Origin of the sequence: Pseudomonas sp. CAN1 (assembly GCF_030462585.1) — a bacterium.
GTDB lineage: Bacteria > Pseudomonadota > Gammaproteobacteria > Pseudomonadales > Pseudomonadaceae > Pseudomonas.
This window is the reverse complement of record NZ_JASMRU010000036.1, coordinates 19,436-46,282: the sequence shown is the minus strand read 5'-3', so window position 1 is coordinate 46,282 and position 26,847 is coordinate 19,436. Positions and strand designations below refer to the sequence as shown.

Here is a 26,847-nt window from a genome sequence, read left to right as displayed (position 1 = left end):
CGCCACGCCGATCATGGAGATGCCCAGCAGCAGGTTGTTCGCCACCTTGGCCACCTGGCCGTTGCCGGCGCCGCCGCAGTGCACAATGTTCTTGCCCATGGCCGCCAGCACCGGGCGGGCGCGCTCGAAGTCGGTCTGCTCGCCGCCGACCATGAAGGTCAGGGTGCCCGCAGCCGCGCCGGCGGTGCCGCCGGATACCGGCGCATCGACCATCGGGTTGCCGTGGGCGAGGGCAGCGGCGCTGACCTCGCGGGCGTTCAGCGGGTCGATGGTGGACGAGTCGATCAGCAGCACGCCGGGCTGCACGTTGGCCAGCAGGCCGTCGTCGCCGAGGAAGACCTGCTTCACATGGGCGGCGGCGGGCAGCATGGTGATGATCACCTCGACATCGTCGCGGGCTACCTCAGCCGGCGATGCCAGGGCGCGGGCGCCGAGGGCGACGGCTGCTTCCACGGCCTTGGCGGAGAGATCGAAGACGCTCAGGTCGAAGCCAGCCTTGAGCAGGTTGGCGGCCATGGGGCCGCCCATGTTGCCGAGTCCGATGAAACCGATGCGCATGGGATGGTCCTCTTCTTCTTGTTCGGGGCGCGCTGTCCAGCAGGCGCCAAGGGAGGTGCCCGCCCGCGTGGCGCCGTGCCCGGACCAGCATCCTTGCTGAAGTCCGGGCCGGCTCGGGGCAGACGGGCGGGCAGGCTTACTTGAGGTTGATGGTGGTGTTCACCGCGCCGCCGACCTCGTTCTCGTCGAACCAGCGTTCGGTGACGGTCTTGGTCTGGGTGTAGAACTGCACCACCTGCTTGCCGTACGGGCCGAGGTCGCCGAGCTTGGAGCCGCGCGAGCCGGTGAAGGAGAACAGCGGCACCGGCACCGGAATCGGCACGTTGATGCCTACCTGGCCGACGTCGATCTCTTCCTTGAAGTGCCGCGCGGCGGCGCCGGAGCGGGTGAACAGCGCGGTGCCGTTGCCGTTGGGGTTGGCGTTGATCAGCTCGATGGCCTCGTCGAAGGTTTTCACTGACACCACGCAGAGCACCGGGCCGAAGATTTCCTCGCGGTAGATGGTCATCTGCGGGGTGACGCCGGAGAACACGGTCGGGCCGACGAAGTTGCCCTTGGCGTAGCCGGCCACCTGCGGATTGCGGCCGTCCAGCTCCAGCTTGGCGCCTTCCTGGGTGCCGCGTTCGATCAGGCCGCTGACGCGGTCCAGCGCCGCGCAGGAAACCAGCGGGCCGACATCGGTGTTGGCCTCGGTGCCGCCGCTGACCTTGAGGGTCTGCGCCTTGGCCACCAGGTCGGGAATCCACTCGTGGGCTTCGCCCACCAGGATCGCCACCGACAAGGCCATGCAGCGCTGCCCGGCGGCACCGAAGGCGGCGCCGGCAATGGCGTTGAGGGTCTGCTCCTTGTTGGCATCGGGCAGCACGATGGCGTGGTTCTTCGCGCCCATCATGCATTGCACGCGCTTGCCGGCCTGGGAGGCGCGGTTGTAGACGTGAGTGCCGACTCGGGTCGAGCCGACGAAGGAGACGGCCTTGATGTCCGGGTGGTCGCAGATCGCGTTGACCACGTCCGGGCCGCCATGGATGACGTTGAGCACGCCCGGCGGCACGCCGGCTTCATGGGCCAGCTCGACCAGGCGCATGGTCACCATCGGGTCCTGCTCGGAGGGCTTGAGGACGAAGGTGTTGCCGGTGGCGATGGCCATCGGGAACATCCACAGCGGGATCATCGCCGGGAAGTTGAAGGGGGTGATGCCGGCGCAGACGCCGATGGGCTGCAGGATGGTGAAGGTATCCACGCCACCGGCCACGTTGTTGGCCAGCTCGCCCAGCTGCAGGTTGCCGATGGCCGCGGCGTGCTCGACCACTTCCAGGCCGCGGAACACGTCGCCTTCGGCGTCAGGCAGGGTCTTGCCCTGTTCGGCGGTGAGGATCGCCGCCAGCTCCTTCATGTTCTCGCGGATCAGTTGCTGGTACTTGAGGAAGATGCGCGCGCGGGCGCCGATGGGGGTCTTCTTCCAGGTCTTGAATGCGGCCTTGGCGCTGGCCACCGCGCGCTCGACTTCCTCGGGCGTGGCGAAAGGCACGCGGGCGAGGACTTCCTGGGTGGCGGGGTTGATCACGTCGCGCCATTCGGCGCTGGTGGACTCGACAGGCTTGCCGTCGAGGAAGAGTTTGACGGTCGGGGCGGCAGTTGCGGTCATCGTGGGTTCTCCCAGTCGGGAGGCGCGTCGAGTCGCCTGGCAGTCTGCGCGGGAAGACGGTCGGGAGGGCGCACCCTCCGAACCACTTTCCGCTCGCTTCGTACGCTGTGGCGAGATCGAAGTCGGCCTCTGTGGCTTTCTTGTTGTCCGCATCGATCCTAGCAGTGCATTTTTGATGTGCTCAATGAGGTGATGTGCAAGTATGCTCTGCGTTTTTGCAGACACGGCCCGCGCCGAGGCGGATATGGACTGGGACAACCTGCGGTTTTTCCTTGAGCTTTCCCGGGCCGGCAAGCTGACCGTCGCCGCCCGCCGCCTGGGTGTGGACCACACCACAGTCGCCCGGCGCCTGCAGGCGCTGGAGAAAAGCATTGGCGCCCAGCTGCTGGTGCGCGAGCCCGCCGGCTATCGGTTGACCGAGGCCGGCCACGGGCTGCTACCCCAGGCCGAAGCCATGGAGAGCGCCTGCAAGGTCATCGAGAAACGCCTGGCCGGCGCCGAGGACAATCTCTCCGGCAAGGTGCGCATCGGCGCCACCGAGGGCTACGGCTCGACGCTGCTGACCTCGCAGCTGGTGGAGCTGAACCAGCGCCACCCGCACCTGGGCGTGGATCTGCTGGCGGTGCCGCGCGCGCTGCAGCTGTCGCGCCACGAGGCGGACATCGTCATTACCCTGGAGCGCCCCGGCCGCGGCCCGTATCTGATCACCCGGCTGACCGACTACGTGCTGCGCCTTTATGCCTCGAAGGACTACCTCGCCGAGCGCGGGCCGATTCGCAACCGCGACGACCTGCGCGAGCATGCCCTGGTCGGCTACGTCGATGACCTGCTCTACAGCAAGGAGCTGCAATACCTCGACGAGATCGGCCGGCCACTACACATGGCGCTGCGTTGCACCAGCATCCTCGCCCAGCAGCGTGCGGTGGCGGAGGGCGCCGGGCTGGCGATCCTGCCGGCTTTCGCGGCAGCCGAAGACCCGTCGCTGCAACCGGTGCTGGCGGGCGAGATCGAATTCGTGCGGACCTTCTGGATGCTCATGCCAACCGAGCTCAAGGACATCGCGCGGATGCGCACCACCTGGGATTTCCTGCGGGAGAAGGCCGAAGGCAGCCAGGACGTACTGATGGGCCGCGCCGTGTGAGCGGCGGCAGGCTGGAAGTTTCAACAGTGACAGGGGCCCGCCAGGACAGCGCGGGAACCGTTTGAGGAGAAGGAAGCATGGCTGAAATCATCCCGCTGTCGGCGGATATCGAGCAACAACTGGCCGACCTGCAGCAGCAGGGTCTGGCACTGCTTCAGCTGGCGCCGGAATTGCCGCCCCATGAGGTGGTCGCAGCGATCACCCAGTACGTGCGCGACGCCAAGGCGCAGCAGCGCGAAGTGGACGATGACGCGGTGTTCGCCCTCGGGGCGCTGCTGGGGCGACAGTTCGTCGAAGGGCTGGGCTGGCACTGGGGCGATGTGACCTGGGACAACGATCCCGATTCGGCGGCCATCGGCGTGCTCAACCCGGATGATTCGCTGTTCAACAACCCCATCGGCTGGGTCAGCCAGGCGCTGGGCAGCGACGGCGGCGTGGCCTTCATGCTGAGCTACAACATGATCCAGGCCAACGAGACGCCGGTGTTCGAGCCGGGTAGCGCGACCGGGCTGTACTGACGCTGGCGCGAGGGAGATGGGTTTGCCCCATCTCCCCAGGGTGCCTTGCCGTTACGCCAGGCCGACGTAGAGGTTCTGCACGTCGTCGTTGCCGTCCAGGGCGTCGAGGAAGGCTTCGACTTCCTCCAGCTCCGCGTCGGACAGGCTCACCGGGTTCTTCGCCTTGTAGCCAAGCTTGGCCGAGGCGACGGTGAAGCCATGCTCGGGCAGGGCGCGGCAGACGGCGTCGAGGTCGGTAGAGTCGGTGAGGAACAGGGTGTCGCCGTCTTCCTCGCCCGGCTCGAAGTCCTGGGCACCGGCCTCGATGGCGGCCAGTTCCGGATCGGCGTCAGCGCTGGCCGGGGTGGCCTCGACCAGGCCCAGGTAATCGAAGTCCCAGGACACCGAGCCGGAAGCGCCCAGCTGGCCCTTGCGGAACAGCACGCGGATTTCCGCGATGGTGCGGTTCACGTTGTCGGTCAGGCACTCGACGATCACCGGCACGCGGTGCGGGGCGAAGCCTTCGTAGACCACGCGCTCGAAGGTGGCGGCGCCGTCCAGCAGGCCGGCGCCTTTCTTGATCGCGCGCTCCAGGGTGTCGCGGGGCATCGAGGCCTTCTTGGCCTGCTCGACGACCAGGCGCAGTTTCGGGTTCATGTCCGGGTCGGCGCCATTGCGCGCGGCGATCATGATTTCCTTCGACAGTTTGCCGAACACGCGGCCCTTGGCGTTGGCGGCGACTTCTTTATGTTTGGCTTTCCACTGGGCGCCCATAGTGATCTCTTGCTGGCGGTTGCTGATGGGCGGCAAGTCTAAGGCCTCAAGCGGCCGCTGGCGATATCCAGCGGATCAGCGCGGGACCGCGAACACCGCGCTGGCCTGCGCCACCACCTTGTCGCCCACCGACAGCAGCGCGTTGGCGAAGGCCATCTGCCGGCCGCGCCGGCAGTGCAGCAGGCGGATGCTCAGCCAGTCGCCGACCTGGGCACTGGAGACGTAGTCCAGGGTCAGGCTGGCGGTGACCAGCGGCTGCGGCGGCTGGCTGGAAAAGGCCATGGCGTAGCCCATGCCGATGTCCGCCAGGGTGGCCAGGATGCCGCCGTGCACGCCGCCGCGGCTGTTGGTGTGGCGTTCGTCCAGCAGCAGGCCGAGCTCCAGAGATTCGCCTTCGCCGCGTGCCAGGAAGGGACCGAGCAGGTCCAACAGCGGGTTGCGCCTCGGCAGCGGCTGGAAGCCTTCGGGGTAGTCCAGATCGGCGAGCGCGTTCATTGCCAGCCTCCGGTGTGTTGCAGTAGCACGGCGCGGACGGTTTCGATGACCCGTTGCGGGACCTGGTAATCCGGGTGGGCGCGGAACACCGCGGCGGCATCCGCCAGCCGGGTCAGGGCCAGCAGCTCGCTTTCGGCCCTGCGCGTGTCGCTGGCGCCAGCCGGCAACGCCAGGGCCTGGCGCTCGCAGGAGCAGGCCGCCTGCGAATTGACCAGCCCGCAGTGCCGATGCATGAACTCGTCCAGCCGCTGGCGCGCCCGTGACAGGCGCTTGCGGTAGGCCGCCGGTTCGATCTCCAGCACCGCCGCTGCCGTCTCCGAGTCCAGCCCGAAAGCGATGTCGAGCACATAGGCCAGGCGCTGCTCGCGCTCCAGGCACATCAGCATGCCCTGGGTGCAGGCCAGGGCGATGCGCTCGGCGGCGAGCTTGTCGGCCGGCTCCAGCGGGCGTTCGTTGGCGTCGGCCAGGCGCAGGCCGAGGTCGAGCTTGTCCGCCAGGGCTTCCAGCGACACGGTGGGCGTCTCGCGGACCTTGGTGCGGGCAGTCAGCAGGGCGTTGCTGGCAATGCGGAAGGCCCAGGTGGAGAACTGGCTGTCACCGCGGAAGCTGGCGAGGTGGGTGGTAATACGCAGGAGGATTTCCTGGCTGGCGTCCTGAGCGTCTTCGCGGCGGCCGAGCATGCGCAGGGCGAGGTTGTAGACCGGCGCCTGCAGGGCCAGCAGCAACGCGTCGAGGGCTGCAGGGTCGCCTTGCTGGGCGCGTTGAAGTTGCTGTGGATCGATGGCGGGAAATTTCACGGTGTCCTCCTGACGTACCGGACGAAATGCCGGCTGTTCTTCCTTGGACTCGGTGGCCACGAGTTTTGTGACCGCGAGGCAGCCCGAAGCGGAGAGGGTGCCTGGAAGTTCAGGTAGGAGCGAGCTTGCTCGCGAACGGGCTTGCCGGTAGCCAAGGTGCCTGGGCGGTTCGCGAGCAAGGACTGGGCGTCCCCCTCGGTCCTACAAGTTGATCAGCCTTGAGCGGCGAGGAATGCGTAGAGCCGCTCATCCAGCGAGTGCGCAACGTTGAAGCGCATCCACGGCACGCTGCGGCCGTCGGGCATGAACAGCTGGCCGGGGAACAGCAGGATCTTCGCTTCCTTGGCGCGGCTGGCTAGCACCGTGGCGTCGTCCACGGCGCGGTGGCGGGCCCAGAGGAACAGGCCGGCGCGCGGTTCATGGAAGACTTCCAGGCCGGCGGCTTCCAGCCGCCGGGCGACGCTGTCGTGGGCCTCGGCGAGCTGATCGCGTAGCTGGCGCACGTGCTTGCGGTGGCGGCCCTGCAGGAGGATGTCCAGGGCCAGGGTCTCGGTGAGCTCCGAGCTGGTCAGGCCGCTGACCATCTTCAGCGGCACCAGCTCCTCGATCAGCTCAGGGTGCGCGGCGATGAAGCCGGTGCGCAGGGCCGGGGCGATGACCTTGGACAGGCTGCCGATGTAGATCACCCGCGCCAGTTGGTCGAGGTTGGCGAGGATCAGCTGACCGGCGGGGTCGAGGTCGGCATAGATGTCGTTCTCGACGATGAGGAAATCGTACTTCTCGGCCAATTGCAGCAGGCGGTGCGCGGCGGCCAGCGACAGGCTGCCGCCGGTGGGGCTCTGCAGCCGCGCCTGGGTGAAGTAGACCTTGGGGCGGTGCTCGCGGGCCAGTTGCTCCAGGCGGTCGAGGTCCAGCCCGTCGGCGCTGCGCGGCACGCCCAGCAGCTGCGCGCCCTGCAGGCGCAGGTTGAGGAACAGGTTGTGGTAGCCGGGCTCGTCCACCAGCACCGGGTCGCCGCGCTGCACCAGGTAGCGCACGGTGAGGTCCAGCGCCTGGCTGGCGCCAGCGGTCAGCAGGATCTGCTCGGGGCTGGCGGCCACCCCGGCATCGGCCAGGCGGTCGGCCAGCTTGCCGCGCAGCTTCAGGTTGCCCTTGCTGTGGCCGTAGTTGCCGAACTGCGTCGGCTCCTCCCGCGCCAGGCTGCGCAGGCCGCGCAGCAGACCCTCGGCATCCAGCCAGTGCTCGGGCAGCAGGCCGACGCCGGGGCGCAGCTCCATGCCCAGCGGCTGGAACACCTTGTGCAGCAGCAGGTGGGCGTCGAAGTCGAACTCGGTGGGCGTCTCGTCGCTGGCGCCGTCTTCGACCACCTGGCCGCGCACGAAGAAGCCCGCGTTGGGCACGGCGTTCAGGCAGCCGCGCGCCACCAGCCGGTCGTAGGCCTCGACCACGGTGAAGTGGCTGACGCCATTGGCCTGGGCGAACTTGCGGATCGAGGGCAGCTTGGCGCCGGGGCGCAGGCGCTGCTCGTCGATGGCCTGGGCGATGCCGTCGACGATCTGGGTGACCAGGGGAATGTCCGAGGTGGGGTCGAGCAACAGCATCCGAAGGTCCGATTCTGGTGGGGAAGGATCTGTACAGGTCGCCGGACCATAACAGCACTGCAAATTCCGTGAGGTCCCTGTGCATGGTGCGGGCCGGGCGCGCGCAGCACACTCGGTCCCAGACGGCGGCAATACGCCGCACAGCCTGAATAAGAACCCCCGAACAAGAACAGGGACAGCCCGTCATGCGTGACACAGCTTACAACATCGATCCGTCGAGCATTTCGGCCGAAGAGTGGCAGGCGCGCTGCGACCTCGCCGCGCTGTACCGGCTGATCGCCCACTTCCGCTGGACCGACCACATCGACACCCACATCTCCGCGCGGGTGCCGGGCGAGCCGGGCCACTACCTGATCAACCGCTACGGCGTGCTGTTCCATGAAATGCGCGCCTCCGACCTGGTCAAGGTCGACCACCACGGTGACGTCATCGACCCGCGCTTCGGCCCGAAAAGCGTCAACCGCGCCGGCTTCAACATCCACTCCGCGGTGCATGCCGCCCGCGAAGACGTGGCCTGCGTGATCCACACCCACACCGCCGCCGGCATCGCGGTGTCCGCCCAGGAGGACGGCCTGCTGCCGATCAGCCAGCACGCGCTGAAGTTCTACAACCGCCTGGGCTACCACAACTACGAAGGCATCTCCCTGGACCCGGAAGAGCGTGCGCGCCTGGTCAACGACCTGGGCAGCCACATGGTAATGATCCTGCGCAACCACGGCCTGCTGGCCACCGGGCGCTGCATCGCCGAAGCCTTCAACCAGATCTACTTCCTCGAACGTGCCTGCCAGGCGCAGATCCAGGCCCTGGCTGGCGGCCGCCAGCTGCGCTACCCGCCTGCAGCGGTGTGCGAGCGGGTGGCCGTGCAGGAAGAAGAAGCGCTCACCGATGGCCTGCACCTGCTGGCCTGGGAATCGGCGCTGCGCCTGATTGAGGACGGTGAGGCGGTCTACCGTACCTGACCTGCTATCGTGCCCCGGTCCGCAGAGACCGGGCGCCTGCGTGCTTGAAGCATCTGCCAACAACAAAGCCAAGAGGTGGAAATGAAAAACCCGATTCTGGGAGCCCTGCTCATGGGTATGGCGTCCGGCGCCATGGCCGCTGACCTGACCGTGATCTCCTTCGGCGGTATCAGCAAGGACGTACAGACCGAAGCTTTCTACAAACCCTTCGAGAAGAAGGAAGGCATGAAGGTGATTGCCGGCGAGTACAACGGCGAAATGGGCAAGATCAAGGCCATGGTCGACACCGGTGGCGTCAACTGGGACGTCGTCCAGGTGGAAGGCCCTGAGCTGCTGCGTGGCTGCGAGGAAGGCCTGTTCGAACAGCTCGACCCGGCGATCCTCGGCAAGGCCGAGGACTACGTGCCCGGCACCATCTCCGACTGCGGCGCCGGCCTGCTGGTCTGGTCGATGGCCATGGTCTACGACGGCAAGCGCCTGGCCAACGGCCCGACCGGCTGGACGGATTTCTGGGATACCAAGAAATTCCCCGGCAAGCGTTCCCTGCGCAAGGGCGCCAAGTACACCCTGGAGATCGCCCTGCTGGCTGACGGCGTGAAGAAGGAAGACCTGTACAAGGTGCTTTCGACCAAGGAAGGCGTGGATCGCGCGTTCAAGAAGCTCGACCAGATCAAGCCGTCGATCCAGTGGTGGGAATCCGGCGCGCAGCCGATGCAGTTCCTCGCCAGCGGTGACGTGGTCATGAGTACCGCCTACAACGGCCGCGCCTTCGCCGCACAGGAAGAAGGCGTGCCGATGAAGGTGGTGTGGAATGGCAGCCTGTACGCCATCGACTCCTGGGCGATCCCCAAGGGCAGCCCGAACAAGAAGGCCGCCGAGGACTTCATCGCCTTCTCGCTCTCGCCCGAACAGCAGAAGATCCACACCGTGAAGCTCGGCTACGGCTCGGTGAACCTGGGGACCAACAAGCTGATCGATCCCAAGCTGATCGAACGCCTGAACACCGCGCCGGCCAACCTGGAGCAGGCCGTGCCGGTGAACTTCGAGTTCTGGGTGGACCACGGCGAAGACCTGGAGCAGCGCTTCAACGCCTGGGCGGCGAAGGGCTGACCTGCCTCGGGCGCTGCTTGCAGCAGCGCCCAGGTTGAGTGATCGCGGACAGGGTCCGCTCCTGCGAGGATCGTGTTCCCCCGCAGGGGCAGGCCCTGTTCGCGTTTTTGTTTCGGCAATGCAGGCGACGAATTCACGCTGCCCAGTCGGATGGGGAGTCCCTGCAGGAGCGGACCTTGTCCGCGAAAGCCTCCATGGCGTCCTCCGGCGTCACAACGGCGGATAACGCTGGCGCGTTATGCGTCCTACGGTTTGTGCCGTGCCGTGCCGTGCGGTTCGCGAGCAAGCTCGCTCCTTGTAGGAGCGAGCTTGCTCGCGAACGCCCAACGCCGGCCTTGCCGGAGAGCTCCCAACGTAAGATGGCGTGGAGCGCAGCGATACCCATGCTGCCCACCCACCGAAGTCACCTCAGACCCGCCGCCAGACGCTCGCCAGCCACGGTTGTTGCTCGCGCGGCAGGCCGGCGGGGCGGTAGTAGTGTTCCAGTTCGCGGAAGCCGGCGGCTTCCAGCAGGCGGGTCCAGTTCTGCAGGTCGTGGTAGGAGCCGTAGCGCCCGCCGTTCCAGCCTTCCTGGTTGTCACCGCGGGGGTTGGAGCTGAACAGCACGCCGCCCGGCTTCAGGGCCGCATGCAATTGGTCGAGTACGCGCGGCAGTTCGCTGCGCGGGACGTGGAACAGGCTGGCGTTGGCATAGATGCCGTCGAAACGGCCGGCGGGCAGGTCGAGGGCGAGGAAGTCCTGCTGCCAGACTTCGCAGCCGCTGGCTTCGCAGGCCATGGCGACGAAGTCGGCGCAGCCGTCGAGGCCGACCGGTGCGTGACCCATGGCCTTGAGCGCACAAAGGTCACGGCCGGGGCCGCAGCCGAAGTCGAGCAGGGCGAAGGGCGCCTCGCCCTGGACGTGCCGCAGCAGCGCGGCGATGTTCTGGGTGACGTCGTGGTCCCAGGTGCCTTCGCGGAAGGCCTGGGCGCTGTCCTGGTAGTGCTGCAGGGTGACGCGGGAGATGTCGCGCAGGATCGGGTCTTCGGTGCTCATGGCGGTGGTCGGTCTGGAGTGGATGTCCGAGTCTACAACGACGCCCGATGGATGACCCCATTGGCCGGCAGGTAACCCGACTTCCTCGCACCCGTAGGGCGGATAACCCGGAACGGGTTATCCGCCGATGTCACCGCGGCGTATAACGCTGGCGCGTTATACGCCCTACGGTTTGTGCCGTGCATACGGGGAGTTTGAAAGTCAGCGCCGGGGCGCGCTGTGGGAAGGGGCGCTTCTAGACTGGGGTCTTGCCATCAAGGATCGCCAGGATGTCCATCCACCAGAAACTCGCCACGCTCGACTGGCCCGCACTCACTGCGCAACTCGACGCCGACGGCCATGCTGTTATCCCCGGCCTGCTCGACAAATCCCAGTGCGAGGTGCTTCGCGCGCTCTACGTGCAGGACTCATCGTTCCGCAGCCGGGTGATCATGGCCCGGCACAACTTCGGCCTCGGTGAATACCGTTATTTCGCCTATCCCTTGCCGGAGCTGTTGCAGGAGCTACGCGAACGCCTCTATGCGCCACTGCGCGCCATCGCCAACACCTGGCACGAACGCCTGGAGACCGGTATCCATTATCCGCCCGAGCATGCCGGGTTCCTCGACCAGTGCCACGCCGCCGGCCAGCAGCGGCCGACGCCCTTGCTGCTGCGCTACCGCGCTGGTGACTACAACTGCCTGCACCAGGACCTGTACGGGGAGCTGGCATTCCCGCTGCAGGTGGCGATCCTGCTGTCGCAGCCGGGCGAGGAGTTCAGCGGCGGCGAGTTCGTGCTGACCGAGCAGCGCCCGCGCATGCAATCGCGGGTGAGCGTGGTGCCGTTGCAGCAGGGCGACGCCGTGGTGTTCGCCGTGGCCCAGCGGCCGGCACGTGGTGTGCGCGGCTATCACCGGGTCAATCTGCGCCATGGCGTCAGTCGCCTGCATACCGGCGAGCGCTTCACCCTTGGGGTGATCTTCCACGATGCGTTGTGAGGAGTAGCATGGGTCGGTCCAGGGAGATGGGAGACCGATATGCACTACGAAGTGATTCAGCGCCATCGCAGCGAGTACCCGGCGCCCATCACCTTCGTCCGCGGCGCGCCTTTGTACGTGGGCGAACGCTACGAAGGCGCCGAGGGCTGGGAGGACTGGTATTTCTGCTCGACGCCGGGCCAGCGCCAGGGCTGGGTGCCGACCCAGGTATTCAACATGACCGCGCCGGGCGCCGCGGTAGCGACGGAGGATTACACCGCTCGCGAACTCGACGTGGAAGTCGGCGAGCGGCTGGAAGGCGGCCGGGAGCTGGGCGGCTGGCTCTGGTGCGTGCGCGGCGGTGGCGAATCCGGCTGGGTGCCGCTGGATTGCCTGCAGGAAGTCAGCGCCTGATCTGAATGGGGGTCAGGCCTTGTAGCGGCGTCCCGCGCGCTGTTTGAGCCAGGCAATCAGGCCGCGCTGCTGCACTACCGTGGGCTGCTCCACCAATAGCGCGGCGCTGGCCTTCTGGCGGAAGTCCAGTAGCCGGCTCATCGCCTCGGCGATTTCCTGGCGCGCTTCCATGCAGGGAGCCAGGGTTTCCTTGTCCAGGTAATAGGCGGCGCCGTCGCTGATGGCAGTGAACTGCGCCTGCCAGGCCGAACCGGTGAGCACACCGGCCTCGCCGAACACCTCGCCCGGCCCCATGCGCCCGGCCTCGATGGCCTGGCTGTCGTGGGGCAGGGTGACGCTGACCACCCCGGAGTCGATGATCAGCAGGCGCTCGCTGACATCACCGGGCGCCAGCAGCACTTCGCCGCGCTTGAACGGCCGGCGCTGCATCCGCGTCGCCAGCTCGTCGCGCTCCTCCTCACGCAGTGCGTCGAACAGGCCCGAGCGCACCAACAGCGCCCGCGCCCGCGAGGCGCTTTCACGCATCGGCGCGTCAGCTTCGGTCAGCAGGTTGATACCGGCGGCCTGCAGATGGCGGTAGGCGAGGTCGAACAACTGGTTGCGCACCTCGCGCTTCTCGCCCATGGCGGCGACGAAGCCGCTCATTTCGTATTCCACCCCGTCGGGCGCGGACTTGCGCACGCTCACCGCTGGCGCCGGGGAGGCCAGCAGGGCGCGGCAGCCACCAAGAGCGTGCTCCAGCGCTTCGATCACCTTGCGCGGACGGATGTGCGGGCTGACCGTCAGGCTCACGCTGACGCCATAGAGATTTGCCGGGCGGCTCAGGTTGAGCACCTTGGCCTTGGCGGCGAGGGAGTTGGGCACCACTGCCAGCGTGCCCTGGGAGGTTTGCAGGTAGGTGGAGCGCCAGTCGATCTCGGTGACCTTGCCCTCGATGCCGTCGATGGAAATCCAGTCGTCCAGCTGGTAGGGCTTGGTGGTGTTCAGCACGATGCCGGAGAACACGTCGCTCAGGGTGCTCTGCAGCGCCAGGCCGAGGACGATGGCAACCACCCCGGAGGTGGCCAGCAGGCCCTTCACCGGCAGCTCCAGCACATAGCCGGCGGCGGCGATGATGGCGACCAGGAAGATCAGCGCGCCGACCACATCCTGCAGCAGCCGGCCGCCATGGCCGATGCGCTGCACCAGCAGGAAGCCCAGCACCACCGTCAGGCAGCGTGCGGCGAACAGCCACCAGAAGATCTGCACCGCAGTGGCGACCATGTGGCTGGGCAGGTCGTCGGCCCAGGGTGCGGCGCGCAGCGGGTTCATCCCGGCGTTGAACAGCAGCAGGCTGAACAGCAGGAAGCCCAGGATGCGCGCCGCCAGGCGCCAGTGCGGATGGGCCGCGCCAATCAGCCGCCAGAGCAGCAGGTCGATCAGCAGCAGGATGGGCGCGGCGAACAGCGGGTGGGTGGTGAGCAGGGCGGGCATCGAGCCTCTCCTTGGAACGATCGCAAGAAGATGGCACAGAATGCGCCTTTCGGGCAGCGTCCTCAGCTGGCGTTGGGGTTGTCCAGCAGCTCCAGCCACTCATCGGTCTCGACCTTGCCGGCAATGTTCAGCTGGGGATCGCGGCGGTCGTACAGCACCAGCGTGCTGCCGTATTCGGGGGTGTCGGCGTCGCTGGCCTTGAGGTTCTCGCGCAGGCGGTCGAAGCACTCGCTGTGGGTGACCAGCACCATGTTGCGGTCGGCGGCCTTGTGGCTGAGGATCTGTTCGGCGAAGTCATCGTCGCTGCAGGCCAACAGCCAGTCCTGGCGCACTATCGGCTTGCCGAACATCAGGTCGGCGGTCTGCGCCGTGCGCAGCGACGGGCTGCTGTAGATGTCGGTGGCGGCCAGGCCGAGGCGGGTGATGGTGCTGCCCAGCTGGGTAGCCAACTGGCCGGCGCGGGCGGTAATGCCTTCGGTGTCGCCCAGGCAGGGCGCCTCGGAGCGGTCGCAGCGCTCCATGTGGCGTACCAGCAGGATGACGCCGCCTCGGGCCCACTTCTGCGCGAAGAGGCCGCTGCTGGGCGGTTCGGCCTGCGGGGAGGGCAGGCCGCGCCAGGCGATGAGGGCAAGCGCGGTGCAGGTCAGCAGGCCGGCAGTGAGTAAGCGGAATCGGGGCAAGATCAGGGCTCTCGAATTTGCGTGTTCGCGTAGGACGCGGAACACACGAGGCTGGGAATTCAGGGAATGCTGCACTCGGTCCGGTGACAGTCATAAGTTGAATTGATGACTGAGCGAAGACGAAAGTTCCACACTCGAAATCCCTTGTAAGGTCTTGCCTTAGTCCTCTGTGCTATCGATCACGCTGACCGTGGCAGTAGTTCCGGCACGCAGTCGGGCGCGTTCCTTGTAGTTGGGATCGATGCCGATGCGCACGGGAATGCGCTGGGCCAGCTTCACCCAGGTGTAGCTCGGGTTGATGTTGGCCAGCAGGCGCGCGCCGGGGGCGTTCTCGCGGTCGGTGATGGCGAAGGCGATGCTCTCGACGCGGCCATCGAAGCGCTCACCGCTCATCAGTTGGACCTTCACCGCGTCGCCTTCGTGGATGCGCGGCAGCTTGGTTTCCTCGAAGTAGCCGCCGACGTAGAAGGAGTCGCTGTCCACCAGCGCCACCAGCGAATGCCCGGCGGTGGCGTAGTCGCCGGCGCGGGTCAGCAGGTTGGTGACGTAGCCGTTCACCGGCGCGATCACCTGGGTGCGCTCCAGGTCCAGGCGCGCCTGTTTCTGCGCGGCTTCGGCCAGTGAGACGTTGGCTTGTGCCAGGCCCAGGTTGGCCTGCTCGCGCAGCAGCTGAGCCTCAGCCACGGTGACGTCGGTCTGGGCCTTCTCCCATTCCTCGTTGGAGATCGCCGAGCGCGCCTTCAGCGCGCGGCGGCGGACTTCTTCGCTGTGGCGCTGCTGCAACAACGCCTGGTTGGCGGCAATGGCAGCCTGGGACTGGCCGAGGGCGGCGCGGGCGACTTCCACCGCGCGGTCGGCACGCAGTACCGCCAGCTCATAGCGTGCCGGGTCGATGGTCAGCAGCAGCTCGCCCTTGTTGACGTGCTGGTTGTCCTTCACCCGCAGTTCGACGATGCGCCCGGTGACATCGGCCGAGACCGTCACCACGTCGGCGCGCACTCGCGCATCGCGGGTCCAGGGCGCGCGGGTGTAATAGGTCCAGGCGAAGTAGCCGAGGATCAGGGCGAGCGCCACCACCGCCAGAGTGATCAGCGGCGGCAGGGCTTTGCGCAGGGCGGTCATTCAGTGCAGGGCTCCCATGAGCAGGATCAGGCCGGCGCAGATGCAGGCGTAGAGGGCGCCTTCGAACAGCGCCTCGTGCCAGACCAGGCGCAGCACGCCGAGACGGCGCAGGCTCCAGTCCAGCAGCAGGAATATCGGCAGGGCCAGCAGCAGGGCCTGGGCCAGGGGCGGCAGGTAGACCCCGCCCAGTTCGATATCAACGGGCATGCAGCGGCTGTTCCCCTTGATCGTCGTGCAGGTCCAGGGCTTCGCCGTAGAGGTCGCGGAAGCGTTCCAGCAGGTCGGCGGCCACCAGCAGCGCCACGCCGCTGACGAACACCGGGCGCATGGCATCGCCGCTGGGATAGCTGCCGTGGCCCTGCAACTCATCCAGTTCGCTGCCCAGTTCACGCAGGGCGGGCAGCACTCGGTGCAGCGGCGCGGCGGGCGGCTGGTCGAGGCAGGCGGCCAGCTCGTCGAGTACCAACGACAGACGTTCGCGCAGGGTTTCGGGCAGTCCTCTGGCATTGAGGCTCTCGCGGCGCAGCTGATGCAGCACCACGCCCAGGGTCATGCTTGCCAGGCTGCACTGGAAGCGCTCGGCGGACTCGCTGTCACGCGCCGCCGGCAGCAGCCCGAGCATGATCGCCAGGCGATCCACCATGCGGCTTTCGAACAGGAAGCGGCGCGCCTCGCTGGGCTTGGAAAGCAGCACCGAGCGCACTTCCGCGCGGGTCCGCCGCGATTGCCGGCGCAGGCGCGCATCGGCGTCGAAGGGGAACACCCAGGCGTACACCAGCAACGCCAGCACCCCGGCGCTGACGTAACCGCCGGCGAATTCGAACCATTGCAGCGAGGTGTTGATCCACGCGCCCTGGTTCTGCGGGCCGACCAGCAGGAAGGTCGACAGTCCCAGGCCGATGCCGATCCCGGCGGTCTGCGGATTGGCCAATCCCACCGCGATCACGTACAGCAGCGGCGTGAGAAACAGCGCGAGCATCTCGAAATCGCCGATGCTGGGCAGCAAGAGGAATTGCAGCAGCGCCGCCGCCACCAGCGCCATGGCCAGCCCGCGCATGTACGCCAGGCTCGCCATCAGCGGGCGCGGGAAGGTGGCCAGCAGGGAGCAGAGGATGCCGATCAGGATCATCCCGGCGCGGGCGCCGTCCCAGGCGGTTTCGACCCAGATCCAGCCAGCGCAGCACAGTGCGACGAAGGCGCGGGTAGCGTTCATCGCGGCGAGGTGGAAGTCCAGGTGCAGCGCGTGGGCCTGGCTCTGCGGATAGGAGCTACTGCCGGGGCGGCCTTCCTGGATCGCTTCGCTCAGTTCGATCATCTCGTCCAACTGCTGCATCAGCCGCGCCTGCTCGAAGCGCAGCGCCCAGGCCAGGGAGCGCAGCGAGGTGGGCAGGCCGTCGGCCAGCTCCTCCGTCTGCCGCGCGGCGGCGTCGAAGCGCTGGCGCAGCTGGGTGATGCGCTTGCGGGTGGCGGTGGGCAGGTCGCGGCCGAACTCGGCCAACTCGGCGAGGCAGGCCAGTTCGTCCTCGCGCAGGCGCCGCACGGATTCCGGCAGCGGGCCGCTCAGGCGCGCCTCGATCAGCTTGCGCTGGCGCCGCAGGATGGCCAGCCGCGAGGTCATCAGCACCAGCTGGTTGGCCAGTTGCTGCACCAGTTCATCGGCGCCGCGCAGGCGCGGGGCATCGAAATACAGGTGGCGGCGCAGCATCTCCAGGGCGGCGATCTCGCCCAGCAGCTGTTTCTGCCGTTGCTGGAAGTCTTCTTCGAGTTCCTCGCCACGGATCACCGCGGCGGCGTGTACGGCGATCAACCGGATCAGTTGGTCGACCTTGGCGAAGTAGCCGCGCGCGACGCTCTGCGGGCGGGCGAAGAACAGGCTGACCAGGGTCACGCAGGCCACGCCGAGCAGGGTTTCGGTAACGCGGGTGATGGCCAGGGTGTAGGTGGACTCGGGCGCCGGCTGGGCCAGCAGCGCAACTATCACCGCGGTGAAGCCGCTGAGGACGAAGGCGTGGGAATAGGTGAAGCGCATCAGCGTGCCGCCGGCGGTGCAGATCGCCAGCCACAGCGCCAGGGTGACGATGAAGGGCAGCGGCGCCTGGGGGAACAAAGCCATGATCGCCACCGCGACCATGGCGCCGATGGTGGTGCCGATCACCTGGGCGAAGCTCTTCTGCAGGGTCATGCCGGCCAGCGGGGTGCTGATGATCACCACCGTCATGGTCGCCCACTTGGGCTGGTCGAGGTCGAGCAGGAATGCCAGGTACAGCGTCAGCAGCCCTGCGATCACGGTGCGCAGGGCGAACAGCAGGGTGTCGCGGCCAGGGTGGATGATGGCGCGCAGGTACAGCAGCATGGGGGACATGCCAGGCCCTCTGGTCTTGGCGGGGCGGCACGGCGTTGCAGCACGGTGCCGGCGAACCCTGATCAGTGTGGTCGAGGTTCGGCGGCTTTGCGGGAATTTTCCTTCAGCCTGTGGCGTGCAGCGACTGCGCCAGGCGCTCCTGGATGAAGTCGAGGAAGCACTGGATGCGCAGGGCCAGCTGCGAGTTGCGGTAGTACACCGCGTGGATCGGCTGGCGGCGCTCGCTGGTCAGCTCCGGCAGCACGCGCACCAGGCGCCCGGCGCGGATGTCGTCGCAGGTCATGAAACTGGCGAGGCAGGCGATGCCCTGGGCGCTGATGGCCAGCTGGCGCAGGGTTTCGCCGCTGGAGGCAGACAGCGACGGGTTGACCGTGAGGGTGTCGCCGCCGGCATGGCGGATCGGCCAGACGTTCAGCGCCTCGGGCTGGGTGAAGCCGAGCAGCGAGTGGCCGAGCAGTTCTTCCAGGTTGGCCGGGGTGCCGTGGCGTTGCAGATACTCGGGCGCGGCCAGCAGGTTCAGGCGGCTGCTGCCCAGGGGCCGGGCGTGCAGGCTGGAGTCGGCGAGATGGCCGATGCGGATGGCAATGTCGGTACTCTGTTCCAGCAGGTCGATGTTCAGGTCGTTGGTATTGAGCTGCAGTTCGATATCCGGGTAACGCTCGCGGAAGGCGCCGATATGCGGCACCACGGCGTGCAGCATGAACGGCGAGGCGGCGTTGATCCGCAGGCGTCCGGCCGGGGATTGCTGACGCAGGGCCAGGCGCTCTTCCAGGGCGTCCATCTGTTCGAGGATGTGGCGGGCGTTTTCCAGGAAGAACTCGCCTTCCTCGGTCAGCTTCATCCGCCGCGTGGTGCGGTTGAGCAGGGTGGTGCCGAGCTTTTCCTCCAGCTTCGACAAGGCCCGGCTGACCGCCGAGGGCGTCAGCCCCAGCTGTTCGGCGGCGGCGGTGATGGAGCCGCAGTCGATCACCGTGGCGAAGGTCTTGAGTTCGTCGGAGTGGGCTTTCATTGGTGGGCCTGTTCGGGAGCGACGGGGGGATTGTAGAGCCAGGGGCGGTGATTGTAGGAGCGAGCTATGTCCGCGATCACGCCCATGGGGCGCTCCTACAGCACAGCTCTGGCGTTTCGGGCTGGGTAGGAGCGGACTTTGTCCGCGATCGATTCACCGCAGCTCCGATCGACCACCAGGCGCGGCCCAACCATCGCGGACAGAGTCCGCTCCTACGGGGATGGCAGTAACGGTCAGTACGTCCCCGGATAGGCGCCGCCATCGAGCAGCAGGTTCTGCCCGGTCAGGTAGCCGGCGTGGGCGCTGCACAGGAAGGCGCAGAACGCACCGAATTCCTCGGCGCTGCCGAAGCGCCCGGCAGGGATTTCCTGTCTGCCGGCCTCCACCAGTTCGCCTTCGTCACGCCCGCTCAGCGTCGCCGAGCGGTGGTAGCCGCTGCGCAGGCGATCGGTGTCGAAGGAGCCGGGCAGCAGGCCGTTGATGGTCACGTTGTTGCCGGCCACCTGGGGCTGGCGGGCTACGCCGGCAACGAAGCCGGTCAGCCCGCTGCGCGCGCCGTTGGACAGGCCGAGGGTGGCAATCGGCGCCTTCACCGAACCGGAGGTGATGTTGATGATGCGCCCGAAGCCGCGCTCGGCCATGCCGTCGATGGTCGCCTTGATCAGCTCGATGGGCGTGAGCATGTTCAGCTCCAGGGCGCGCAGCCAGTCCTCCCGTTCCCAGTCGCGGAAATCACCGGGCGGCGGGCCACCGGCGTTGTTGACCAGGATGTCCACCTGCGGGCAGGCGGCCAGCAGTGCGGCACGCACGTCCGGCTGGCTGATGTCGCCGGCCACTTCGCGCACTTCCACGCCCAGCTGGCGCAGCTCGGCGGCGGTGGCGGCGAGGGTGTCGACGTCGCGGGCGTTGATCGCCAGGTTCACGCCTTCGCGGGCCAGCGCCAGGGCGCAGCCCTTGCCGAGGCCCTTGCTGGCGGCGCAGACGACGGCCCAGCGGCCCTTGATGCCCAGATCCATGGTGTTCTCCTGTTCGGTGTTAAGCGCCGGTACTTCCGGCAAGCGTAGGAGCGGACTTCGTCCGCGATCGTTTCATCGCCGCTCCAGTCAGGCATGGCACGAGGCAGGCCCATCGCGGACAGAGTCCGCTCCTACGCACATACGCCATCCCGCGCACGGGTCGGTCAGGCGATGACCATCGGCGCCGGTAGGCGACTGATCCATTTACCGCGGCCTTCGCCGGACTTCAAGCGGCGCAGCGCTGTGGGCAGCTCGGCGAAGTCGAAGAACTGCTTTGCCGGCGCCTGCAACTGGCCGTCGGCAACGCCCTGCATCAGGCGCGCGGCGGCCTGGTGCAGCTCCTGCCAGTCCAGTGTTTCGCCGTGGGCATGGATGCTGTTGAGCGCCACCTCATGCAGCGAAATGGCGGTGCTGAAGGCCGGCAGCGGCGCGCTTTCCTGGCGGTCCTGGACGCACACCAGGTGGCCGTTGTAGCCCAGCAGCGGGGCGAGGCTGGCTGCGTGGTTGCCGCTGACGGTATCGAAGATGCCATGCAGGCGGCGCGGACCGAGGGCTTCGCGCAGTTGCTGGGACCACTGGCCGTCGCGGTAGTCGAAGACCCCGGCGATGCCCAGTTGCAGCAGGTGCTCGCGGTGTTGCGCCGCTGCCGTCACCCAGACGCGCAGTCCGCGCTGCAGGGCGAGTTGCGCCAGCAGGTAGCCGACCGCACCGCCGGCACCGGTTACCAGCACGTCGCGGTTGGTGCAGGCCGGCAGCTTGTCCAGCGCCTGCCAGGCGGTGAGGCCGGGGCAGGGCAGGCTGGCGGCGGTGGCGTCGTCCAGTGAGTCCGGCACCGGGTAGACCGCGCGGGCGCGCAGCAGGGTGTATTCGGCGAAGCTGCCGCCACGGGTCAGCGCCTGGTGATAGGCCACGCGGGCGCCTGCGCGCAGGTTCACCTCGCTGCCCACCGCGATGACGATGCCGACGCCATCCACGCCGGGCACCTGGCCCTGCTGCCAGTCGTCGCGGCCCCAGTCGATCATCTTCCAGTCCACCGGATTCAGCGCGATGGCGGTATTGGCCACCAGCACCTCGTCCGGACCGGGCGTGGGCACCGGCAGGTGGGCGAGGACCAGACCGTCGAGGCCGGCGCCGGGCGTCCAGGTCCAGGCTGCATAGTCGTTTGCGGGGGAATGGTCGTTCGCGCTCATGGGTACTCCTTGGAAACGGCAAAGCCGCCCCGAGGGGCGGCTGTCGATCAGTTGCGGATCAATCCCAGGTCGGGGCCAGGCTTTCCGGGCTGGTGATGCGCTCGTTGCGCTCCAGCGCGGCGATGGCGGCCATGTCGGCGTCGGAGAGACGCAGGTCGACGGCGCGCAGGTTGCCTTCGAGGTTCTCGCGCTTGGTCGACGACGGGATCACCGAGTAACCCAGCTGCATGGCCCAGGCCAGGGTGACCTGCGCCGGGGTGACGCCGTGGCGCCTGGCGATCTCGATGATCACCTCGTCGCTCAGCACCTTGCCGTAGCCCAGGGTCATGTAGGAGGTGATGTGGATGCCCTGGCTCTTGGCGAAATCCACCACCTTGCGGTTCTGCAGGTAGGGATGCAGTTCGACCTGGTTGGTGGCGATCTGGCCGGCGCCGACGGCGGCGATGGCTTCCTGCATCAGTGCGATGGTGAAGTTGGAGACGCCGATCTCGCCGGTCAGGCCCTGGGCCTTGGCTTCGGCCAGGGCGCCCATGAACTCGGCGACTGGCACCTGGCCCTTGGGCGACGGCCAGTGGATCAGGGTCAGCTCGACGCGGTCGGTGCGCAGCTTGTGCAGGCTGTCCTTGAGGCTGGGGATCAGCTTGTCGGCGGCGTAGTTCTCGGTCCAGATCTTGGTGGTCAGGTACAGCTCGTCACGCTTGACCTTGCTGCCGGCGATGGCTTCGCCGACGTCGGCTTCGTTGCCGTAGATCTGCGCGGTGTCGACGGCGCGATAGCCCAGCTCCAGTGCGGTGCGGATGGAGTCGATGACAGTCTGGCCCTTGAGGCGGAAGGTGCCGAGGCCGAATGCGGGAACGCTCATGGGAAATCTCCTTGGTCGATCAGTGAGTGGGAACCGCGCCAGGGGCGGCGGGTTCCATGGAATTGCTGCGGTCCAGACGGCCACTCAGGGCGGTCAGGCCGAAGGCGGCGAGGGTGACGACGGCGGCGATCCAGGGCGTATGACCCAGGCCGAGGTGGCTGACCACCAGGCCGCCGGCCCAGGAACCACCGGCCACGCCGAGGTTGAAGGCAGCGATGTTGAAGCCGGCGGCGACGTCCACGGCGTCCGGCGCCACGCGCTCGGCCTGCTGCACCACATACACCTGCAGGCCCGGTACGTTGCCGAATGCCACTGCGCCCCAGGCCAGCACTGTCAGTACCACCAGCCACGGGTTGCCGGCAGTGAAGGTCAGCACCAGCAGCACCGAAGCCAGCAGGCCGAAGATGATCTTCAGTGCGCTCACCGGGCCGCGCTTGTCGGCCAGGCGGCCGCCCCAGATGTTGCCGATGGCCACCGAGACACCGTAGGCCAGGAGCACGGCACCGACCATGTTCGGGCTGAAACCAGCGAGGTCCTGGAGGATCGGCGCGAGGAAGGTGAAGGCGATCAGCGAGCCGCCGTAGCCCACGGCAGTCATCGCATAGACCAGCAGCAGGCGCGGTTGCAGCAGCACGCGGGCCTGGCGCAGCAGCGGCGCCGGCGGGGTGTGCTGGATGTTCTTCGGCACGAACAGCAGGCTGCCGAGCAGGGCGACCACGCCGAAGGCGGCGACCACCAGGAAGGTCACGCGCCAGCCCAGGTGCTGGCCGATGAAGGTGCCCAGGGGGATGCCAGTGACGAAGGCCACGGTCATGCCGCTGAACATGGTGGCGATGGCGCTGGCAGCCTTGTCCTTGCTCACCAGGTTGGTGGCGATGATCGAGCCGACCGAGAAGAACACGCCGTGGGCCAGGCCCGTGAGGATGCGCGCGATGATCAGCGATTCATAGCTGGGCGCCTGCCAGGCCACCAGATTGCCAACGGTGAACAGTGCCATCAGGCCGACCAGCAAGTCCTTGCGCGGGATGCGCCCAGTCATGGCGGTGAGCAGCGGCGCGCCGATGGCGACGCTCAGGGCGTAGAGGCTGACCAGCAGGCCGGCGGAGGGCAGGGTGACGCCCAGGTCGCTGGCAATGGTGGGTATCAGGCCGACGATGACGAACTCCGTCGTGCCGATGGCGAAGGCGCTGAGGGTCAGCGCGAGGAGTGCGAGGGGCATGGTGTGGGGCTCCGGACGAATGGATGCGATGGACGGCATTGTCCGGAACTCGGCCCGTGAGAAAAACGCGATGAACGGCAAAGGATAGTTGAGCTGAATTCACGAATAAGCTGGCGGTCTACGCTGGGTACGTCCATCCAGGAGTATTCAGCCATGCATTACACCGGCACCTGCCACTGCGGCGCGGTGGCCTTCGCCTTCGACGCGGAACTCGATGAACTGGTGCGCTGCGACTGCTCGCTGTGCGGCAAGCGCAACGCCCTGATGGCCACCGTACCCAAGGACAACTTCCGCCTCACCCGCGGCGACCAGGCATTGCGCCTGTATCGCTGGAACACCGGGGTGGCCATGCATTACTTCTGCGGAACCTGCGGCATCTACGTCTACCACCAGCGCCGCAGCAACCCGGCGGTGCTCAGCGTGAATGCCTGCTGCATCGATGGGTTTGACCCCGAGTCGCTGCCGGTACTGAAGGTGGATGGCAAGAGCCGGAGTGTGGTTTCGGCGCCGAAACCTTAAGAGCGGCCGGTGCAAAGCGTTCGCGAGCAAGCTCGCTCCTACAGACCAGATGAGCCTCGGTGTGCCTTTTGTAGGAGCGAGCTTGCTCGCGAACCGCATGACTCAGAGGTAACGGCAGGAGTGCGTGTATGGCGCGCGGGCAGCATGGGTATCGCTGCGCTCCACGCCATCCTACAGCCTAGGGTTGCCGGAAGGTTCGGCGCGAGGGGCGCATGGACGGTAGGGCGCATAACGCGCCAGCGTTATCCGCCGTCGTGACATCGGCGGATAACCCGTTCCGGGTTATCCGCCCTACGCAAACACCGGCTCTGGCTCTGGATATTGATGACTTCCAGAGAAATACCCGCACGCTCCGGGGTGCCCCTTTCAGGAGGCCGAAGGTGATCGGAGTTTCAGGGGTTGAGCGACATGGATGTCGCGAGAGCTGCGATGGGCCAGGGACGGTCCTTCGCAGCGGGCCCCTGGAACTCCGAAGAACCGAGGGTACTTTTCGCGAAGCGAAAAGCCGGATGTAGGGGCGAGACCTTTGCCTACTTTGGGTCTTTCCAAAGTAGGTCGCCCGAGGGGGCGAAACACGGAGTCCGCGCGTACGCCGAGGCGGCGCGGAAACTCCTCAGCCCAAGCCCAAGCCCAAGCCCAAGCCCAAGCCAAAGCCAAAGCCAAAGCCAAAGCATCGCGGAGAAGCTCCGCTCCTACAAAGTCAAAAGCCCCTCACCCTAACCCTGTCCCAGAGGGAGGGGGACTGTTCGGCGTGAGCGGTAGCCATGGCATCAGCTGGCTCGGCCGTGCCTGTACGAGGCGTACGGCAAGGGCCAACCCAAGGCAAACGCTCCAACCCAAACAAACAAGCCTGCCTGCCGAGGCGCCCAATCCCAATCAACGAACACAAAAAAGCCCCGCACAAGGCGGGGCTTCTTCTTCATCCATAGCGCGATCAGTTGGCGGCAGCAGCGGCAGCCATGTCCGACACGCTTTCACCACGGTGCGCACTGAACTGCGGAGCCAGGGAGCCGATGATCATGCCGATGGCGCTGCAGATCAGGCCCACCAGCTGCGGCGGCCAGAAGTCGCCTTCCTGGTGACCCAGCTCCAGCGACACCCAGCCGATCAGGCCGCAGGCGATGGCAGTCAGGGCGCCCTGGGTGGTGGCGCGCTTCCAGAACAGGCCGAAGAACAGCGGTACCACGGCGGCGACCAGGGTCACCTTGTAGGCGTTGCCGACCATCTCGTAGATGCTGGCGTTGGACAGCAGGGCGAACAGGCAGGTGGCGACGGTCATCGCCAGTACGCTGCAACGCATGGCCAGCAGGGACTGGCGGTCGCTCATGTTGGGCAGGAAGTGCTTGACGATGTTCTCGGTCAGGGTCACCGACGGGGCCAGCAGGGCACCCGAGGCGGAGGACATGATGGCCGAGAGCAGGGCGCCGAAGAACATGATCTGGGCGAACAGCGGGGTGCGTTCCAGGATCAGGCGCGGCAGGATCTGCTGGGAGTCTTCGGTCAGCCAGTGCTTGACCATCTCCGGCTCGATCATCTGCGCGGCGTAGATCAGGAAGATCGGCAGCATGCAGAAGACCAGGTAGCAGCAGGCACCGGTCATGGTGGCGCGCTTGGCGATCGTTTCGGTCTTGGCCGACATCACGCGGGCATACACGTCCTGCTGCGGGATGGAGCCGAACATCATGGTCACCGCAGCGCCGAGGAAGGCGACGATATCCTTGGCCGAGGTGCCGTGCAGGAAGGTGAACTTGCCTTCGCTGGCGGCGTGGCTGATCACGTTGACCGGGCCACCGGCCATGTCGCCGATGAGCCAGACCAGGTAGAACAGACCGCAGACGATGATGATCATCTGCAGGAAGTCGGTCAGCGCCACCGACCACATGCCACCGAACAGGGTGTGCAGCAGGACGATGATGGTGCCGATGATCATGCCCTGGGTGGTGGTGATGCCGCCGTCGGAGAGCACGCTGAACACCACGCCCAGCGCGGTGATCTGTGCGGCGACCCAGCCCATGTAGGAAATGATGATCACCAGGCTGGTGAAGATTTCCACGTGCTGGCCGAAGCGCTTGCGGAAGAAGTCACCGATGGTGAGCAGGTTCAGGCGGTACAGCGGGCGGGCGAAGACGACACCCACCAGCATCAGGCAGCCGAAGGAACCGAACGGGTCTTCGATGATCCCGGAGAAGCCTTCTTCGAGGAAGGTGGCGGGAATGCCAAGGACAGCCTCGGAGCCGAACCAGGTGGCGAACACCATGGTCACGACGAGGGGGAAGGACATGCTCCGGCCAGCGGCGGCATAGTCCGAGGAGTTGTGCACGCGGGTGGTGGCGTAGAAACCGACAGCTACGGTGATCACCAGATACACCGCTACAAACCAGATCAGCATTTGTTCGTTCCGTTGGCTCGCCGGGAACCGTACTGCCGAGACATAGCTCGGGCAGGTGGGCCACGACTGACAAAGTTGTTTTTGTTGGGTTGCGCGGCCGAGGTCATCCGGTGCACCAGGCAGTGGGAGCCGGAAAAACGTAACCAGTTGCGACAACGGGCCGCAGTCTGCCAAATCCGTCAAATATGTCAAACACTTGAATTGATCATGAGCGAAAAAAATTACATCGGATGACGAATGGTGTAAGCAAACGATTGATTTGATTGGCTGCTAACGATTCTGACTGACTGGTTAGTCGTTTATTTTTTACAGGTCATGTTCGATAAGCAGAACATCTGCCAAGCCGCTAGGCTCTTGGCACTGGCCGTTTTCAAGGACCTGCATGTTCGATCACCTGAATCTTGCGCAACTGCTTTCCAGCTACGGCTACCTGGCCCTGTTCATCGGTTGCCTGCTGGAAGGCGAAACCATCCTCATCCTCGCCGGCCTGGCGGCCCACCAGGGCCTGCTCGGCTACGCGCCGGTGGTGTTCTGGGCAACAGTGGCCGGGACCCTGGGTGACCAGTTGCTGTACTGGACCGGCCGCCGCGCCGGCGACCGCGCGGTGCCCTGGCTGCAGCGCCGGGGCCTGGCCATCGAGCGGGTCACCGGGCTGATCGAGCGGCACCCGCTGCTGGCGATCTTCTCCGTGCGCTTCCTCTACGGCATGCGCCTGGCGGGGCCGCTGCTGATCGGCGCGAGCCGGGTAGGGCCGCTGCGCTTCCTGCTGGTCAACCTGCTTGGCGCATTCTGCTGGGCGCTGCTGTTCGCCAGTGCCGGCTACTGGGCCGGTGAAGTGCTGGAACGCTGGCTGGGCAACCTGCGGCCGTACCGTCTGCCGATCTTCCTCGCGGTGGTGGTGCTGGTCGGCGGGCTGGAGCTGTGGCGTCGACAAAGGCAGCGGCAAAAGGCGCAGTCGGCCGCGTCGCGGGAAAGATTGCACAAGCCTTGATGCAGAGCGGCTTGGATTCTGTGGCCAGATGAT

26 protein-coding genes are annotated in these 26,847 nt (G+C 66.8%); 8 read left to right on the top strand and 18 right to left on the bottom strand.

What is annotated here, in order from left to right:
• Positions 1-558: NAD(P)-binding domain-containing protein (locus QO207_RS27535; RefSeq protein ID WP_301535425.1), on the bottom strand; the 558-nt coding region annotated here is incomplete at its 3' end.
• Positions 559-694: 136 nt separating this feature from the next.
• Positions 695-2,203 (bottom strand): CoA-acylating methylmalonate-semialdehyde dehydrogenase, encoded by a 1,509-nt coding sequence (locus QO207_RS27530; RefSeq protein ID WP_301535424.1) that lies wholly within the window; start codon positions 2,201-2,203, stop codon positions 695-697.
• 244 nt (positions 2,204-2,447) lie between these two features.
• Here QO207_RS27530 and QO207_RS27525 point away from each other — a divergent pair, with 244 nt between their 5' ends.
• Both QO207_RS27525 and QO207_RS27520 read left to right on the top strand, forming a co-directional pair.
• Positions 2,448-3,344, top strand: a complete 897-nt coding sequence (locus tag QO207_RS27525; protein WP_301535423.1) for a LysR family transcriptional regulator — start codon at positions 2,448-2,450, stop codon at positions 3,342-3,344.
• Between the two features lie 77 nt (positions 3,345-3,421).
• On the top strand, positions 3,422-3,862 hold the full coding sequence (locus QO207_RS27520) for a hypothetical protein (RefSeq protein WP_301535422.1): 441 nt from the start codon (positions 3,422-3,424) through the stop codon (positions 3,860-3,862).
• 51 nt (positions 3,863-3,913) lie between these two features.
• Here QO207_RS27520 and QO207_RS27515 read toward each other — a convergent pair whose 3' ends face one another.
• From QO207_RS27515 to QO207_RS27500, 4 genes are all read right to left on the bottom strand, one after another.
• Positions 3,914-4,615 carry a YebC/PmpR family DNA-binding transcriptional regulator gene (locus QO207_RS27515; protein WP_301535421.1) on the bottom strand — a complete coding sequence of 234 codons (702 nt, stop codon included), beginning with the start codon at positions 4,613-4,615 and terminating at the stop codon, positions 3,914-3,916.
• Between the two features lie 75 nt (positions 4,616-4,690).
• A complete protein-coding gene (locus tag QO207_RS27510; RefSeq protein ID WP_301535420.1) occupies positions 4,691-5,110 on the bottom strand; it encodes a PaaI family thioesterase in 420 nt (139 codons plus the stop codon).
• On the bottom strand, positions 5,107-5,907 hold the full coding sequence (locus tag QO207_RS27505) for an RNA polymerase sigma factor (RefSeq protein ID WP_301535419.1): 801 nt from the start codon (positions 5,905-5,907) through the stop codon (positions 5,107-5,109). The genes QO207_RS27510 and QO207_RS27505 overlap by 4 nt, the downstream gene beginning before the upstream one ends.
• A 212-nt stretch (positions 5,908-6,119) precedes the next feature.
• Positions 6,120-7,508 (bottom strand): PLP-dependent aminotransferase family protein, encoded by a 1,389-nt coding sequence (locus tag QO207_RS27500; protein ID WP_301535418.1) that lies wholly within the window; start codon positions 7,506-7,508, stop codon positions 6,120-6,122.
• 185 nt (positions 7,509-7,693) lie between these two features.
• Between QO207_RS27500 and QO207_RS27495 the strand changes: the two genes are divergently transcribed.
• Entirely contained in the window at positions 7,694-8,467 is a 774-nt protein-coding gene (locus QO207_RS27495; protein WP_301535417.1) for a class II aldolase/adducin family protein, read from the top strand.
• A gap of 81 nt (positions 8,468-8,548) precedes the next feature.
• Complete coding sequence (locus tag QO207_RS27490; RefSeq protein ID WP_301535416.1) at positions 8,549-9,577, top strand: ABC transporter substrate-binding protein; 1,029 nt, start codon at positions 8,549-8,551, stop codon at positions 9,575-9,577.
• 408 nt (positions 9,578-9,985) lie between these two features.
• Here the strand turns inward: QO207_RS27490 and QO207_RS27485 are convergent, their stop codons facing one another.
• Positions 9,986-10,612, bottom strand: a complete 627-nt coding sequence (locus QO207_RS27485) for a bifunctional 2-polyprenyl-6-hydroxyphenol methylase/3-demethylubiquinol 3-O-methyltransferase UbiG (protein ID WP_301535415.1) — start codon at positions 10,610-10,612, stop codon at positions 9,986-9,988.
• Between the two features lie 269 nt (positions 10,613-10,881).
• Between QO207_RS27485 and QO207_RS27480 the strand changes: the two genes are divergently transcribed.
• Entirely contained in the window at positions 10,882-11,589 is a 708-nt protein-coding gene (locus QO207_RS27480) for a 2OG-Fe(II) oxygenase (protein WP_301535414.1), read from the top strand.
• Between the two features lie 39 nt (positions 11,590-11,628).
• The gene (locus tag QO207_RS27475) at positions 11,629-11,982 is read left to right on the top strand and encodes an SH3 domain-containing protein (RefSeq protein ID WP_301535413.1); all 354 of its coding nucleotides are present in this window, start codon (positions 11,629-11,631) and stop codon (positions 11,980-11,982) included.
• 12 nt (positions 11,983-11,994) lie between these two features.
• Here QO207_RS27475 and QO207_RS27470 read toward each other — a convergent pair whose 3' ends face one another.
• The 10 genes from QO207_RS27470 to QO207_RS27425 all read right to left on the bottom strand — a co-directional run bounded on the left by QO207_RS27470 (position 11,995) and on the right by QO207_RS27425 (position 22,915).
• Positions 11,995-13,455, bottom strand: coding sequence for a mechanosensitive ion channel family protein (locus QO207_RS27470; protein ID WP_301535412.1), 1,461 nt, complete (start codon positions 13,453-13,455; stop codon positions 11,995-11,997).
• Between the two features lie 62 nt (positions 13,456-13,517).
• A complete protein-coding gene (locus tag QO207_RS27465; protein WP_301535411.1) occupies positions 13,518-14,135 on the bottom strand; it encodes a histidine phosphatase family protein in 618 nt (205 codons plus the stop codon).
• A 159-nt stretch (positions 14,136-14,294) separates the two neighbouring features.
• Positions 14,295-15,257, bottom strand: coding sequence for an HlyD family secretion protein (locus QO207_RS27460; protein ID WP_301535410.1), 963 nt, complete (start codon positions 15,255-15,257; stop codon positions 14,295-14,297).
• The gene (locus tag QO207_RS27455) at positions 15,258-15,464 is read right to left on the bottom strand and encodes a DUF1656 domain-containing protein (RefSeq protein ID WP_045207441.1); all 207 of its coding nucleotides are present in this window, start codon (positions 15,462-15,464) and stop codon (positions 15,258-15,260) included.
• Positions 15,454-17,619, bottom strand: coding sequence for an FUSC family protein (locus QO207_RS27450; RefSeq protein WP_301535409.1), 2,166 nt, complete (start codon positions 17,617-17,619; stop codon positions 15,454-15,456). Before QO207_RS27450 ends, QO207_RS27455 begins: the two co-directional genes overlap by 11 nt.
• A 103-nt stretch (positions 17,620-17,722) precedes the next feature.
• Positions 17,723-18,628, bottom strand: coding sequence for a LysR family transcriptional regulator (locus tag QO207_RS27445; protein ID WP_301535408.1), 906 nt, complete (start codon positions 18,626-18,628; stop codon positions 17,723-17,725).
• Between the two features lie 233 nt (positions 18,629-18,861).
• Positions 18,862-19,644 carry an SDR family oxidoreductase gene (locus QO207_RS27440; RefSeq protein ID WP_301535407.1) on the bottom strand — a complete coding sequence of 261 codons (783 nt, stop codon included), beginning with the start codon at positions 19,642-19,644 and terminating at the stop codon, positions 18,862-18,864.
• 164 nt (positions 19,645-19,808) lie between these two features.
• On the bottom strand, positions 19,809-20,834 hold the full coding sequence (locus tag QO207_RS27435) for a zinc-binding dehydrogenase (protein WP_301535406.1): 1,026 nt from the start codon (positions 20,832-20,834) through the stop codon (positions 19,809-19,811).
• Between the two features lie 58 nt (positions 20,835-20,892).
• Positions 20,893-21,696 carry a 2,5-didehydrogluconate reductase DkgB gene (gene dkgB, locus QO207_RS27430; protein WP_301535405.1) on the bottom strand — a complete coding sequence of 268 codons (804 nt, stop codon included), beginning with the start codon at positions 21,694-21,696 and terminating at the stop codon, positions 20,893-20,895.
• A 19-nt stretch (positions 21,697-21,715) separates the two neighbouring features.
• Positions 21,716-22,915: an MFS transporter gene (locus QO207_RS27425; RefSeq protein WP_301535404.1), complete on the bottom strand. Its 1,200-nt coding sequence runs from the start codon at positions 22,913-22,915 to the stop codon at positions 21,716-21,718.
• Between the two features lie 153 nt (positions 22,916-23,068).
• Here QO207_RS27425 and QO207_RS27420 point away from each other — a divergent pair, with 153 nt between their 5' ends.
• Positions 23,069-23,434 (top strand): GFA family protein, encoded by a 366-nt coding sequence (locus tag QO207_RS27420; RefSeq protein ID WP_301535403.1) that lies wholly within the window; start codon positions 23,069-23,071, stop codon positions 23,432-23,434.
• A gap of 934 nt (positions 23,435-24,368) precedes the next feature.
• Here QO207_RS27420 and QO207_RS27415 read toward each other — a convergent pair.
• The gene (locus tag QO207_RS27415) at positions 24,369-25,823 is read right to left on the bottom strand and encodes a sodium:solute symporter family protein (RefSeq protein ID WP_301535402.1); all 1,455 of its coding nucleotides are present in this window, start codon (positions 25,821-25,823) and stop codon (positions 24,369-24,371) included.
• Between the two features lie 382 nt (positions 25,824-26,205).
• On the opposite strand from QO207_RS27415, the gene QO207_RS27410 reads away from it, so the two are divergent.
• Entirely contained in the window at positions 26,206-26,814 is a 609-nt protein-coding gene (locus QO207_RS27410) for a DedA family protein (RefSeq protein ID WP_301535401.1), read from the top strand.
• Positions 26,815-26,847 lie beyond the last annotated feature (33 nt).

Coding starts and splice junctions, on each gene's coding strand:
- QO207_RS27530 (WP_301535424.1), bottom strand. CDS start 2,203: ATGACCGCAACTGCCGCCCCGACCGTCAAACTCTTCCTCGACGGCAAG.
- QO207_RS27525 (WP_301535423.1), top strand. CDS start 2,448: ATGGACTGGGACAACCTGCGGTTTTTCCTTGAGCTTTCCCGGGCCGGC.
- QO207_RS27520 (WP_301535422.1), top strand. CDS start 3,422: ATGGCTGAAATCATCCCGCTGTCGGCGGATATCGAGCAACAACTGGCC.
- QO207_RS27515 (WP_301535421.1), bottom strand. CDS start 4,615: ATGGGCGCCCAGTGGAAAGCCAAACATAAAGAAGTCGCCGCCAACGCC.
- QO207_RS27510 (WP_301535420.1), bottom strand. CDS start 5,110: ATGAACGCGCTCGCCGATCTGGACTACCCCGAAGGCTTCCAGCCGCTG.
- QO207_RS27500 (WP_301535418.1), bottom strand. CDS start 7,508: ATGCTGTTGCTCGACCCCACCTCGGACATTCCCCTGGTCACCCAGATC.
- QO207_RS27495 (WP_301535417.1), top strand. CDS start 7,694: ATGCGTGACACAGCTTACAACATCGATCCGTCGAGCATTTCGGCCGAA.
- QO207_RS27490 (WP_301535416.1), top strand. CDS start 8,549: ATGAAAAACCCGATTCTGGGAGCCCTGCTCATGGGTATGGCGTCCGGC.
- QO207_RS27485 (WP_301535415.1), bottom strand. CDS start 10,612: ATGAGCACCGAAGACCCGATCCTGCGCGACATCTCCCGCGTCACCCTG.
- QO207_RS27480 (WP_301535414.1), top strand. CDS start 10,882: ATGTCCATCCACCAGAAACTCGCCACGCTCGACTGGCCCGCACTCACT.
- QO207_RS27475 (WP_301535413.1), top strand. CDS start 11,629: ATGCACTACGAAGTGATTCAGCGCCATCGCAGCGAGTACCCGGCGCCC.
- QO207_RS27470 (WP_301535412.1), bottom strand. CDS start 13,455: ATGCCCGCCCTGCTCACCACCCACCCGCTGTTCGCCGCGCCCATCCTG.
- QO207_RS27460 (WP_301535410.1), bottom strand. CDS start 15,257: ATGACCGCCCTGCGCAAAGCCCTGCCGCCGCTGATCACTCTGGCGGTG.
- QO207_RS27455 (WP_045207441.1), bottom strand. CDS start 15,464: ATGCCCGTTGATATCGAACTGGGCGGGGTCTACCTGCCGCCCCTGGCC.
- QO207_RS27450 (WP_301535409.1), bottom strand. CDS start 17,619: ATGTCCCCCATGCTGCTGTACCTGCGCGCCATCATCCACCCTGGCCGC.
- QO207_RS27445 (WP_301535408.1), bottom strand. CDS start 18,628: ATGAAAGCCCACTCCGACGAACTCAAGACCTTCGCCACGGTGATCGAC.
- QO207_RS27440 (WP_301535407.1), bottom strand. CDS start 19,644: ATGGATCTGGGCATCAAGGGCCGCTGGGCCGTCGTCTGCGCCGCCAGC.
- QO207_RS27435 (WP_301535406.1), bottom strand. CDS start 20,834: ATGAGCGCGAACGACCATTCCCCCGCAAACGACTATGCAGCCTGGACC.
- dkgB (WP_301535405.1), bottom strand. CDS start 21,696: ATGAGCGTTCCCGCATTCGGCCTCGGCACCTTCCGCCTCAAGGGCCAG.
- QO207_RS27425 (WP_301535404.1), bottom strand. CDS start 22,915: ATGCCCCTCGCACTCCTCGCGCTGACCCTCAGCGCCTTCGCCATCGGC.
- QO207_RS27420 (WP_301535403.1), top strand. CDS start 23,069: ATGCATTACACCGGCACCTGCCACTGCGGCGCGGTGGCCTTCGCCTTC.
- QO207_RS27415 (WP_301535402.1), bottom strand. CDS start 25,823: ATGCTGATCTGGTTTGTAGCGGTGTATCTGGTGATCACCGTAGCTGTC.
- QO207_RS27410 (WP_301535401.1), top strand. CDS start 26,206: ATGTTCGATCACCTGAATCTTGCGCAACTGCTTTCCAGCTACGGCTAC.